Genomic DNA, 11,887 nt, shown 5'->3' on the forward strand with positions numbered 1-11,887 from the left:
CTTATGGAATAGGAATCGGTAAACAGCATCACCAGCCTGTCGATGCCTATGCCCACGCCACCGGTAGGCGGCATACCTATCTCCAGAGCATGTACGAAGTCCTCATCCATCATATGGGCTTCCTCATCCCCTGCAGCACGCTGCCTGGCCTGCTCCATGAAACGCTCTCTCTGATCAATGGGATCATTTAGCTCCGAAAAAGCGTTAGCGATTTCCCTTGCCACTATATATAGTTCGAAGCGATAGGTCAACCTCGGATCATCCTTCTTTTTCTTCGCCAGCGGCGAAATCTCAATGGGGTAGTCCAGTATAAATGTGGGCTGTATCAGATGTTGTTCCACCTTCTCCTCAAAGAAGGCATTGAGTATGTAGCCCCAGGTATTGCCCTTATTAAGCTCCAGACCTGCTTGCTTTGCCACCTCTCTGGCCTCTTCGTCGGTATTGATCTGCGAAAAATCCACCCCTGCATATTTCTTGACAGCTTCGATCATGGTCATGCGCTGCCATGGAGGCGTGAGATCGATCTCCTGGCCCTGGTAGGTTAGCTTGGTGGTACCCAACACCTCTTTCGCAACGGTAACTATCATATCCTCTGTAAGCTCCATCATGTCCATATAATCGGCATAGGCCCTGTATATCTCTATGGAAGTAAACTCAGGATTGTGCTTGATGGACATCCCTTCATTGCGGAACACGCGCCCCAGCTCATAAACCTTGTCAAAACCGCCGACGATAAGCCGCTTTAAGTGGAGCTCGGTGGCGATGCGGAGATACATATCAATATCGAGAGTATTATGATGAGTAATAAAAGGCCGGGCTGCAGCGCCACCTGCAGTGGTATGGAGGATAGGCGTTTCCACCTCCAAATATCCTCTGCTATCGAGATAGTTTCTAATGCACCGTATGACCTTGGAACGCGTTTCAAAGGTACGGCGTACCTCCGGATTTACGATCAAATCCACATACCTATGCCTGTAACGAAGGTCAGGGTCCTTAAGCCCATGCCATTTTTCAGGGAGAGGGTAAAGCGACTTGGCGAGCAATACCATGTCTTTAGCTCTGACCGAAATCTCTCCCGTCTTTGTCTTAAATACCTCTCCCGTCACCCCTATGATATCGCCCAAGTCAAAGGACTTGAAGTCCTCATACTGCTCCTCGCCCACATCGTTTATGCGAACGAATATCTGTATCTGTCCCGCACTATCCTGAATATGGGCAAAGCTTGCCTTGCCCATCATCCTTTTCGACATGATCCTACCGGCTACCGTTACCTCTTGACCTTCCATGGTATCAAAATGGTCCTTTATTTGCTGCGAATAATGGGTGACGCCAAACCTGGTGATCTCAAAAGGATCTCTGCCCTCCTTGCGGAGCTTGTTCAGCTTCTCTCTCCTGACCAGCAGTATATCGTTTAAATTTTGTTCCTCCAACTGTACTTCCATCCTCGTTTCATCCATCCCGCGTTTCACACCTTCACTTGTGAATTTCCAGTATTTTAAATTTTATAACTCCATCTGGCACGTGCACATCCACCGTTGCCCCCACCGGTTTGCCCAGCAGGGCTTTGCCCACCGGGGATTTATTGGATATCTTGTTCACGCTCGGATCGGCTTCGGTAGACCCCACAATAGTATACTCCACTACGTCATTGGTTTCAACATCCAGTAGCTTTACCGTAACGCCAATGCTTACCACATCGGTAGAGATATCCTCATCATCGATCACTTTGGCGTTTCTAAGCAAGTTCTCTAAAGTGACGATGCGGCCTTCAACAAAGGCCTGCTCATTTTTTGCTTCGTCATACTCCGAATTTTCGCTCAAATCCCCGAAAGCTATGGCCTGTTTGATGCGCTCTGCCACCTCTTTTCGCTTGACAGTCTTCAAATACTTTAACTCTTCCTCCAATTTGGCAACGCCTTCCTGTGTTAATATGGTTTCTTTGTAATCCTCTGCCATAATCGATTCTCCCCTTCATGTAAATTTTCATGGTTATATTAATGATAATATGCGTTTAAAGCATACTTTTAATTCCAAAAAACCTTATACCCATAAGCAATACAATAAGCACTGACATAAATACCATTTGTGCCAGTGCTTGAAAATCTTTCTAAATTTGTAGTGGAATTATCTAAAATTATAAAAAAGCAAAGGTGGTTTGTCAAGAAAATAAAATCAGTCTCTTTTCCTCAAATAGCGAATGCGGAAGGTATCATAGGTCATTGCACCTTCTGGCAATATAAACCCGCGCATCTTTACGGTATTCAGAGCATGGCCGACCCCATCCATTTCCCCTTCCCTAAGGGATAAGGCCTGCAACACTCCCAGGGTCTCCCATGGCAACAGCTCCACATCGGCCACCACTCCATCGGGCAAAGTCGCCCAACCCGACAATATCCATAAAGGCCCTCCATGGCTTTTCAGGGCTCTCATATGCTTTAAATCCATTGCCCCCGCGTATACCACAATGGCAGCGCCGCTTACCAAACCCAAGTCGCACTCATCGGCTATAACCACAAGCTGCTTACCCTTAAGGCATTGGGCGGCATCGGTAGTAACCGGACACGCCAGGCCGGTCTCCTGCAGGATCTCATCGGCCAGCCCATAGAGCTCTTTCTCATCCGTACCCCCCAGCACCATCTGGTTTATGGAAGGCGCCAGCCCTTTCGCAAGCAGCCTGCCACCCCAGCCATCGGCACCCCAAATCCCCACCTCCATGCCAACAACCCGCTCCTTTAGAATCCTCAGCAGATGTTTTATGGAGTCCATAAGTGCCAGGATGCGCATCCGATAAGCCGAATCCACAACAAAACCCTCGCTCAGAGCCTTCATGGCTTCCTCAGGCAAATCATCACAGCAATATGGGATGCATATCACTTCAATGTCCAACTTCTCCAACAGCCTTAAATACTTAAGAAGCCTCCTGCGGCGCCTGCCGGACGAAAATTCATCCCAGTTGATCATAAAATCGGGCAATTGGAGTATGTACCCCACTTGCTGGCCATCCTCTTTGAAAGAGACGGTACCAATTGGCTGAAGGGTCTTGTTAAACCTCCCGCCCTTTAAAATATTCATTAACCTGCCCACAAGTCCCGCATCAGCTCTCGACAGACCATCGGCCTGCCGAAAGGTCATAACGGCAAACTTTCTCACCTTTCGCTCCCCATTCAATTCAAATATTCGACCCTGTGGGTAATGTCAAACTCCCGTATCAGCTTGGCATACATATCGGCGGTGATATCCTCGGGTCTTTTGCCCGAAAGGCTAACAATCAGGGCCTCAATCACATTGGTGCCAAAAGAGCGCCCGTTAAATTCGGGGGTTGAGGTAACCAGCAGCTTCACGCCCCTCTGCTGAAGCATGTGCACATCGCTTGGGGTAACGGTATTGGTCACAATTACTTTCCCCTCCAAGCGTTCCGGAAGGTGGCGCTTTATATATAAAAAATCCCCCGCAATGATATCAGCATCTTGGTAATACTTGTTATACCTAGGCAAAACCTTCTCCTGCTCATGCCCCGTTGGATACAGCCAGTGAAAGGGCAACTGGCAAACGATGGGTATCAAGGCGCTTGCCAGGCGATGTAGATTTTTTAAACTGCGTATCGGTATGGGTAAACCTAAGGCAAACATCACGTCCCCGAATATCATGTCACAGCCCATGCGGGTAAACCCTTCTGCCATGCCGAATCTGTCCATGCCCGACACCAGCAATACCTTTTTGCCCTTCAACTCCAACCCACAATCCCTGTGCAGGAAATTCACCACATCCCTCTCCAGCGTATTTTTAAGCCCCGAACCATCGACGATGGGCGTTTTTCGTGCTGCCCTGGCAAGGGGTAAGGCCGCCCTTATGACATATCTTCGCCCATTACGGCCGTACAGATACAGGTCGATTCCTCCCATGCCAAACACATCGACTTTCCCATCCAGCTCTTCAATGATTCGGACGGCCTTTTTCAAGTCCCCATCGGTCCCTATCCTCTCTATGAGAAAGTCCTGCCCGCAGATGTTGGCGGTAACGCTGTGGTTCCTTGAAGAGGCCCCTATGCTTACGCTAACAATCCTCTTCATGCCATCCTCCTATAAATCATTTTTATTCAACTCATTCCTCGCTAATTACGATTATACCCATTGTGGGGCCCATCAAATATGCTAACAAAAACTTTCGTTTAAAACCGCTTTTACACAGTTCCTTCAAGTTCAAGCAGATACTCCTTTAGCAGCTTATGGATCTGATCTGCTTCCTTCAAAGTGTTGACCACGTTTTTAACCCTGTTTGCATTGGGCAGCCCTTTAATGTACCAACTTATATGCTTCCTCATCTCCCGGACTCCCACTTCCTCTCCCTTGTATTGTATCATCATGTCCAAGTGATGCAAGGCCATTTCTATCTTCTCCCGCGGCGTAGGAGGAGGTAGCAGTTCCCCCGTCTGCAAATAATGGATTATCCTCTTGAAAATCCATGGATTGCCTTGGGCTCCTCGCCCCACCATTACGGCATCGCATCCCGTCTCATCCAGCATGCGCTTTGCATCTTGGGGTGCAAATATGTCACCGTTACCTATGACGGGTATGGATACAGCTCGCTTTACCTCACCGATGATGCCCCAATCGGCAGCACCGGAGTAAAGCTGCTCCCTGGTACGACCATGCACCGTTACAGCAGCTCCCCCCGCCTCTTCAATTGCTTTAGCTATTTCGACGGCGTTGACGCTATTATCATCCCAACCCTTCCTTATCTTGACGGTGACAGGCTTGCAAGAAGCCCCTACCACCGCCTTTACAATTCTATAGACCTTTTCCGGCTGGCGCATGAGCGCGCTTCCGTCTCCGTTTTTCACTATCTTGGGCATAGGGCATCCCATATTTATATCTATCAAATCTATACCCGCCTGGGACAGCTTCGCGGCTATCTCGGCCATTATATCTGGGTCAGAGCCAAAGATCTGCACTCCCACGGGGTGCTCGTCAGGGTGAACCTGTGTAAGCTTCCAGGTCTTTTCATCGCCGTAGTAGAGGCCCTTGGCGCTCACCATTTCGGTATACACCATGCCACAGCCCTGCTGCTTGCACAGCAGGCGAAAGGGCATATCGGTAATTCCAGCCATGGGCGCTAAAAATACGTTGGTAGGAATAAACAAGGACCCTATCTTCATCGCTCTATCCCTCCCGCATGCCGTTTATTAATGCTTTCTGAGCCTCCAGGATTAAACAAAAACAGCCGCGGGCTCTTCCCGCAGCTATCGTCAACCATCTACAATATCCCTTTATCTGGCTGCTTTTACCTCTGTCCACACCCTATCATACTCCTTTATGACGTCCGACAGCGCTTCAAATACCTCGCAGTTTTTCAAATCCTCCTCGGTTGGATAGGCAGCCCTATCGTTGAGAACCTCGGGATCCAACATCTTCTTAGCCTCGGTATGAGGGGTGGAATACCCTATATAGTCGGTATTTCTAAAGGCAATCTCGGGCTCACACATGAAATTGATGAACTGCTCTGCTGCCTTCTTATTCTTAGTGCCCTTTAGAATTACCATGGCATCGACCCACATATTGCTGCCTTCCTTTGGTATTACGAAGTCCAAATCGGGATTTTCCCTCTTGGTATAGACGGCATCGCCTGACCATACAACTGCAAGAGCGGCCTGACCCGATATCATCATATCTTTAACCTCGTCACCCACATAGGACAACACCAGGGGTTTTTGCCTGATAAGCGCTTCCTTTGCCTGCTCCAGTTCATCCATATTCCTGGTATTTAAAGAGTATCCCAGCATCTTGAGGGCTACCCCTATGGAGTCCCTACTGCTGTCCAGCATTAAGATCTGCTTCTTGTACTTTTCGTTCCATAGTATCTTCCAGCTGTCAACGGGCTCATCTACCATCTTCTTGTTGTACAAGATGCCAACAGTACCCCACATGTAGGGAACGGAATACTCGTTGTTGGGGTCATAGGGAAGATTCTTGAATCTCTCATCTATATATTTATAGTTAGGAACGTTACTGAAATCTATCTTCTCAAGCATATCTTCCTTTATCATGCGTTCGATCATATAGTCCGACGGAATGGCCACGTCGTAGTCGGCTCCACCGCCCTTTATCTTTACGTACATCTCCTCGTTGGTGGCAAAGGTCTCGTATATCACGTCTATGTTGTACCTTTTTTCAAATTCTTCAATGACGCCTTCGCCGATATAATCTCCCCAGTTGTACACTTTAAGCTGGGCCTTTGGAGCGCTGCCGCACCCGGCAAAAACGCTTACTACAATTACTGCCATAATAACCAACCCGAAAATTTTAAATGCCTTTTTCATCGCATATCCTCCTTTGGCTTTGGATTATCTTTGCTCACCCTTTTGTTGACTATGAGCAACAACGCCAGCACTGTGACAAACATGATGGTGGACAAGGCGTTTATCTTTGGGTTAATGCCCCTCCTTGCCATGGAATAAACGTATATGGCTATGTTGGATACCCCCGACCCGGTGGTAAAGAAGCTGATGACAAAGTCGTCGATGGATAGAGTAAAGGCCAGCAACAATCCCGTCACTATTCCCGGCATTATCTGCGGAATTATAATCTTCCTCAAGGCATAAAAAGGGGTTGCACCCAGGTCAAGGGCTGCCTCATATATGTGCCTATCAAGCTGCTTGAGCTTGGGCATCACAGAGAGTATCACATAGGGTATATTAAAGGTGATATGGGCAAGCAGCATAGTGAAAAAGCCCAGCCCCATTCCGGTAAAGGACTTGGTAAACACAAAAAGCAGCATGAGCGACACGCCTGTCACGATATCCGGGTTTATAACAGGCAGATACGTCAAATTCATCACTATTGCCTTTTTAATCCTGCCCATCTCGTGTATGCCGATGGCCGCCGCTGTGCCAATAACGGTAGCTATAACGGCAGACAGAACTGCTACGGCCAGGGTGTTATATAGGGCGCGCAATACTTCGGTATCCTTAAACAGCTCGGCGTACCACTTCAATGTAAAGCCTCTCCATCGCCCCATGGACCTGGACTCATTAAAGGAATATACCACCAGCAGGACTATCGGTGCATACAGGAAGAGAAAAATCAGGTAAAGGTATATCCTCTTGATGACACGCCCTACCATATTGCACCCCCCTCATAGTCCTTATCGTATTTGCGCATGATGCCCATGGTTATCAGTATTATAATCGTCAGCACAAAGGATATAGCCGAACCAAAGTGCCAATCGCCTACCACGATAAACTGCTGCTCAATGAGATTGCCTATGAGGATATACTGTCCGCCGCCTAACAGCCTTGAGATTATAAATGTGGTTACCGCCGGCATGAAAACCATGGTGATGCCCGACATGACCCCAGGCATGCTTAAAGGGACAATGATCCTTTTAAGCACGGTAATATAGTCTGCTCCCAGGTCCTGCGCCGCTTCAATGATGCTCTTGTCCATCTTGGTCAAAACCGAATATATGGGGAGTACCATAAAGGGCAAAAAGTTGTACACCATCCCCAGCACCACCGCATAATCGGTATACAAAAGTTGCAAAGAGGGGAGGTGCAAAAAATTCATCACCATATCGATCACGCCATTTTTCCCCAGCAGGTTCATCCAGGCATAGGTCCTCACCAGAAAGTTTATCCACATGGGGATCACAAACAGCAAAGCCAAAATCTTATTCTGACTGTATTCCTTCCCTGAGAGGATCAGAGCTACGGGGTAGCCTATCAAAAGGCATATAACGGTGCATATGAGAGCAAGCAGTATTGAGCGCAGCAGCACTGTGAGGTATATGGGTTCCCATATGCGATTTATGTGTTGAAGGGTAAACCTTATACCCTCCTCGGTAGTAACGGTAAAGGTATAAAACAGCAACAGAAATAGCGGCACCACTATGAAGATAGCCATCCAAACCAGGTAGGGGTACGCGTAATACGTCCTTCTCATTTTACGGCCACCTTCTTCATTATGTGGATGTCCTGGGGAAGTATGCGCAAGCCTATCCTGCTTCCCACAGGCTTCATAAGGGTGCTGTGTATCATCCACTCTATCCCTTCGCTGCGCACTATCATCTCGTAATGCACCCCTTTGAAGGTAACCGATTCCACCTCTCCCTGCAGCATACCCTCTCCTATGGGCACCAGCTTTATATCCTCTGGCCTTATGACCACATCCACTTCCTCGTTGAGCTCAAAGCCTGAGTCAACGCACTCAAACTCACGGCCAGCAAAATACACCAGGTTATCCCTGAGCATCCTGCCCGGGATGATGTTGCTCTCGCCGATGAAATCAGCCACAAACGCATTTTTTGGCTCGTTGTATATCATCTCGGGCGTACCGATCTGCTGTATGGTACCATCCTTCATGACCACGATGGTATCCGACATGGTCAGGGCTTCTTCCTGGTCGTGGGTCACGTACACGAAGGTGATGCCCAGCATCTTTTGAATCCTCTTAAGCTCAATCTGCATGTCTTTCCTGAGCTTCAAATCCAGAGCTCCCAGGGGCTCGTCCAGCAGAAGCACTTCCGGCTCATTGACCAATGCCCTGGCTATCGCCACCCTCTGCTGTTGCCCTCCGCTTAATGAGTCTACCCTCCTCTTCTCAAACCCTTTGAGATTTACCAGCTCCAACACCTCGGCTACCTTTCTCTCTATGGTCTTATTATCCAGCTTCTTTATCTTAAGCCCGAAGGCTATGTTCTCAGCCACATTCATATGCGGAAACAGGGCGTATCTTTGAAACACAGTGTTTACCTTTCTCTTATAGGGAGGTAGGTCGGTTATGTCCTTACCCTCAAAAAACACTGCACCTGAATCGGGCTTCTCGAAGCCCGCAATGATGCGAAGGGTTGTAGTCTTACCGCATCCGCTAGGCCCAAGCAAAGTGAGAAACTCGTTTTTGCGTATATACAAGTTGATGTTCTTTAGCGCCTCTGTTCCATCATAATTTTTAGAAACATTCACTAGCCTTATGATAGGCTCTTCTGTCATATATACCTCCCCCCTCAAACCTTCATAATATTAAAAGCTGGGTGGCGATGATATCCACAGCACAACTGCCTTCGCCTTCCCAGCGTTTTCTATCCTATGAACCTGGTTGGCTTTGAAATAAAAACTCTCTCCTTTTTTCACCCTATATTTATGGTTTCCCAGATAAAGATTTATGCTGCCCGATATCACATAGCCAAATTCCTCCCCATCATGTGGGTTATCTTCACTGGAACTTCCCCCGGGTTCTATCTCCATGAGTATGGGTTCCATGGCGTTCTTCTGGGCGTTGGGCACCAGCCATTTTATGGAGTGCTTGAGCTCCTCGTCCTGCTTTATGAAGACATCGTCCTTTTTGAACACCACCTTCTCGGGCACGGCATCGCTGAAGAAGTCCTTAAGATTTGTGCCGAGGCATTCCAGTATGTCTATCAAAGTTGCAATGGAGGGCGATGTCAGTTCCCTCTCCACCTGAGAGATAAAGCCCTTGGTCAGCTCGCACCTGTCCGCCAGTTCTTCTTGCGTCAAACCCGCCTTAAGCCGCAGTTGTCTGATCTTCTCCCCTATTTTCATAGTCATTTTCTTCTCCCAAAATTGAGTATAAAAAGTTTTTGCAAACTAAACTTTTTGTTTAGTCATTTTAAACCCAGCACACACTTTAACACAGAAAAAAAAATATGTCAATACTATTTTTCATAAATAATATTGACATATATGGAAATTTGTTCTATTTATTTTAACGCCCAGCCACAGCCTTCAAATCAGCATTAAAGCAAACATCATTTGCTCATCATGTACCTTCAAGATTAATTATCTCTCTCCAGTTAAAAGTTTATTTAATTTATCAGAATTTTCACCGCGGCTTTGCAAATTAGAGAGCAGGCCAATGGCCTCATCATTGTACTCAAACTCGCGGCTTACAAATCCCGAACATTTATCGCCATTATGGAATATTATACGGATATGTTCCGTACTTTTTATAAAAAATATTGCTTTTCGTTTGAAAATATGGTATATTTTCTTATACATACCAAAACAATTGTTTAGCACAATTCAAGAGGCAAAAGGATATGGAAAAATACAAAAACAACAAGGGAGGAGTTAGAAGCTATGGAAATTTTACAAGACATACTAGCAGCTTTGAGCGTAATATTAAACGGTTTGCCTCAAGGTCTATTGGCATTATCCTATGGTTTTGCATCGATACCAACTGCCCTGGCTTTCATAGTTGGCGCTGTCGGCAACGCGCTGGTGGGATCTGTCGCTCCCATATCATTCCAAGCCGAAACCATAACAGTAGCTGGAACCATGGGGCAGGACAGGTGTGAACGCTTATCCATGACTTTTTTGGGCGGCTGCATCATGACGTTAATAGGCCTGTTTGGGCTTTTAGAAAGGATCGTGGATTTTGTGGGCCCTGTTATTACCAGCGGCATGATGGCCGGCGTGGGCATCATGCTGGCAAAGGTATCCATAGATATGGCCAGGAAAAACCATATCGTTGGATTCAGCTCAATGATAGTCGGTTTTATCACTTACATTTTCACCAAAAACCTGGTATACACTATCACGGTTTCAGTAGTGGTGTCCAGCGCAATCTCGCTTATGCTTAAGAAAAAGTCGGATATTCAGGTAATTGAAAAAGAAGGATTTGTGCTGCAGAAATTTAAAATCAATCCAACTGTGGTACGCGGTGCTATGGCCATGGTATGCCTCAACATCGGTGCCAACATAGCCTTCGGGAAGATAACTGGACAAATTGCCAAAACCGATGTAAACGTCGATCACCTGTCTGTCATAAGCAGCCTGGCCGATATGGTTTCCTCCATATTCGGAGGTGGCCCTGTGGAGTCGATCATATCTGCAACTGGCAGTGCCCCTCATCCCGTTTGGTCGGGGGTACTCATGATGGCTTTAATGGCCGTTATACTACTGGCGGGACTGTTACCCAAGATAGGGAGATTCATCCCCAGCGAGTCCATTGCAGGATTCCTGTTTGTGCTAGGCGCAATAGTCACCGTACCTACAAACGCTGCAAATGCTTTGGCGGGTGGCGAGATACCCGGCGGGCCCATCGTGGGAGGAGTAACCATGACGGTTACCGCCATCACCGATCCCTTCCTAGGGATGCTTGCAGGCCTTGTACTCAAGCTGCTTGGGTCCATAATAGGGCTGTAAATACAACTAGAATGGGTGAGGAGGTTTTCTTATGGCACAAAAAACTTACACGCTTCAAGTGGCTGGCATCACAAGGGAACTGCCAATTGTGAAGATCAGCGATGACCTGGCCATAGCCAGTTTTGTGATACTGGGCGATACAGAGCTGGTGTGCGCCGCTGCGGCCCAGCTGGTCAAAAAGCTTCCGCCAGTTGATATACTGGTTACGGCAGAAGCCAAAGGGATACCCCTTGTGTTTGAAATGTCCCGGTTGCTTGGAATGAAACGCTATATCGTGGCCAGAAAGAGCGTTAAACCTTATATGGAATCACCCATTGTGGATGAAGTGGTATCGATAACCACACAGAAAAAGCAAATCCTGTGTCTGGACCACAACGATGCCTCCCTGGTAAAGGGCAGGCGCGTGGCCATAATTGACGACGTAATAAGCACAGGAGAGTCGGTACAGACCGTCGAACGGCTGGTCACCAAAGCCGGAGGAATAGTTGTTGCAAAAGCGGCCATCCTGGCCGAGGGAGACGCTGCCCAGCGGGATGATATAATATTTTTAGAAGAGTTGCCTTTGTTTCCACTAAAGTGAAATTTAGGCATCAAAATGGCATCCCTATATGAGGGATGCCAGACTTTGTTTGTCCAGTATGACGATTTTTCTTCGCCCCTCCAGCTTTATCCAGCCCATCTTCTGGAAGTATGACAGCTTTCTGCTGAGCGTCTCGGGAGACATGCCGG

General features: G+C 47.5%; 13 protein-coding genes. 2 read left to right on the forward strand and 11 right to left on the reverse strand.

What is annotated here, in order from left to right:
- The 10 genes from lysS to FWJ59_RS05080 all read right to left on the reverse strand — a co-directional run.
- Positions 1-1,457: lysine--tRNA ligase (lysS, locus tag FWJ59_RS05035; RefSeq protein WP_414480892.1), on the reverse strand; the 1,457-nt coding region annotated here is incomplete at its 3' end.
- Between the two features lie 16 nt (positions 1,458-1,473).
- Positions 1,474-1,956 (reverse strand): transcription elongation factor GreA, encoded by a 483-nt coding sequence (gene greA / locus FWJ59_RS05040; protein WP_414480893.1) that lies wholly within the window; start codon positions 1,954-1,956, stop codon positions 1,474-1,476.
- A gap of 216 nt (positions 1,957-2,172) precedes the next feature.
- Positions 2,173-3,150: a hypothetical protein gene (locus tag FWJ59_RS05045; protein WP_414480894.1), complete on the reverse strand. Its 978-nt coding sequence runs from the start codon at positions 3,148-3,150 to the stop codon at positions 2,173-2,175.
- Positions 3,151-3,164: 14 nt separating this feature from the next.
- The gene (locus FWJ59_RS05050) at positions 3,165-4,070 is read right to left on the reverse strand and encodes a quinate 5-dehydrogenase (protein WP_414480895.1); all 906 of its coding nucleotides are present in this window, start codon (positions 4,068-4,070) and stop codon (positions 3,165-3,167) included.
- Positions 4,071-4,180: 110 nt separating this feature from the next.
- The gene (dusB, locus tag FWJ59_RS05055) at positions 4,181-5,155 is read right to left on the reverse strand and encodes a tRNA dihydrouridine synthase DusB (protein ID WP_414480896.1); all 975 of its coding nucleotides are present in this window, start codon (positions 5,153-5,155) and stop codon (positions 4,181-4,183) included.
- Between the two features lie 111 nt (positions 5,156-5,266).
- A complete protein-coding gene (locus FWJ59_RS05060; protein WP_414480897.1) occupies positions 5,267-6,316 on the reverse strand; it encodes an ABC transporter substrate-binding protein in 1,050 nt (349 codons plus the stop codon).
- Positions 6,313-7,119: an ABC transporter permease gene (locus FWJ59_RS05065; RefSeq protein WP_414480898.1), complete on the reverse strand. Its 807-nt coding sequence runs from the start codon at positions 7,117-7,119 to the stop codon at positions 6,313-6,315. Before FWJ59_RS05065 ends, FWJ59_RS05060 begins: the two co-directional genes overlap by 4 nt.
- A complete protein-coding gene (locus FWJ59_RS05070; RefSeq protein WP_414480899.1) occupies positions 7,113-7,937 on the reverse strand; it encodes an ABC transporter permease in 825 nt (274 codons plus the stop codon). The genes FWJ59_RS05065 and FWJ59_RS05070 overlap by 7 nt, the downstream gene beginning before the upstream one ends.
- Positions 7,934-8,983, reverse strand: coding sequence for a spermidine/putrescine ABC transporter ATP-binding protein (potA, locus tag FWJ59_RS05075; RefSeq protein ID WP_414480900.1), 1,050 nt, complete (start codon positions 8,981-8,983; stop codon positions 7,934-7,936). The genes FWJ59_RS05070 and potA overlap by 4 nt, the downstream gene beginning before the upstream one ends.
- Before the next feature lie 30 nt (positions 8,984-9,013).
- Positions 9,014-9,553 (reverse strand): cupin domain-containing protein, encoded by a 540-nt coding sequence (locus FWJ59_RS05080; RefSeq protein ID WP_414480901.1) that lies wholly within the window; start codon positions 9,551-9,553, stop codon positions 9,014-9,016.
- Between the two features lie 537 nt (positions 9,554-10,090).
- Between FWJ59_RS05080 and FWJ59_RS05085 the strand changes: the two genes are divergently transcribed.
- A complete protein-coding gene (locus FWJ59_RS05085) occupies positions 10,091-11,158 on the forward strand; it encodes an NCS2 family permease (RefSeq protein ID WP_414480902.1) in 1,068 nt (355 codons plus the stop codon).
- Between the two features lie 31 nt (positions 11,159-11,189).
- Positions 11,190-11,738, forward strand: a complete 549-nt coding sequence (locus FWJ59_RS05090) for a phosphoribosyltransferase family protein (protein WP_414480903.1) — start codon at positions 11,190-11,192, stop codon at positions 11,736-11,738.
- Positions 11,739-11,762: 24 nt separating this feature from the next.
- Here FWJ59_RS05090 and FWJ59_RS05095 read toward each other — a convergent pair whose 3' ends face one another.
- Entirely contained in the window at positions 11,763-11,882 is a 120-nt protein-coding gene (locus tag FWJ59_RS05095) for a helix-turn-helix domain-containing protein (protein ID WP_414480904.1), read from the reverse strand.
- Positions 11,883-11,887: the final 5 nt, after the last annotated feature.

Origin of the sequence: Caldicoprobacter sp. (genome assembly GCF_047459465.1) — a bacterium.
In the GTDB taxonomy this organism is placed as follows: domain Bacteria; phylum Bacillota; class Clostridia; order Caldicoprobacterales; family Caldicoprobacteraceae; genus Caldicoprobacter.

Excerpts from the sequence above, each read along its gene's own strand:
- FWJ59_RS05085 (WP_414480902.1), top strand. The coding sequence starts at position 10,091 with ATGGAAATTTTACAAGACATACTAGCAGCTTTGAGCGTAATATTAAAC.
- potA (WP_414480900.1), bottom strand. The coding sequence starts at position 8,983 with ATGACAGAAGAGCCTATCATAAGGCTAGTGAATGTTTCTAAAAATTAT.
- FWJ59_RS05070 (WP_414480899.1), bottom strand. The coding sequence starts at position 7,937 with ATGAGAAGGACGTATTACGCGTACCCCTACCTGGTTTGGATGGCTATC.
- FWJ59_RS05050 (WP_414480895.1), bottom strand. The coding sequence starts at position 4,070 with ATGAAGAGGATTGTTAGCGTAAGCATAGGGGCCTCTTCAAGGAACCAC.
- FWJ59_RS05095 (WP_414480904.1), bottom strand. The coding sequence starts at position 11,882 with ATGTCTCCCGAGACGCTCAGCAGAAAGCTGTCATACTTCCAGAAGATG.
- dusB (WP_414480896.1), bottom strand. The coding sequence starts at position 5,155 with ATGAAGATAGGGTCCTTGTTTATTCCTACCAACGTATTTTTAGCGCCC.
- FWJ59_RS05080 (WP_414480901.1), bottom strand. The coding sequence starts at position 9,553 with ATGAAAATAGGGGAGAAGATCAGACAACTGCGGCTTAAGGCGGGTTTG.
- FWJ59_RS05090 (WP_414480903.1), top strand. The coding sequence starts at position 11,190 with ATGGCACAAAAAACTTACACGCTTCAAGTGGCTGGCATCACAAGGGAA.
- FWJ59_RS05065 (WP_414480898.1), bottom strand. The coding sequence starts at position 7,119 with ATGGTAGGGCGTGTCATCAAGAGGATATACCTTTACCTGATTTTTCTC.
- greA (WP_414480893.1), bottom strand. The coding sequence starts at position 1,956 with ATGGCAGAGGATTACAAAGAAACCATATTAACACAGGAAGGCGTTGCC.
- FWJ59_RS05060 (WP_414480897.1), bottom strand. The coding sequence starts at position 6,316 with ATGAAAAAGGCATTTAAAATTTTCGGGTTGGTTATTATGGCAGTAATT.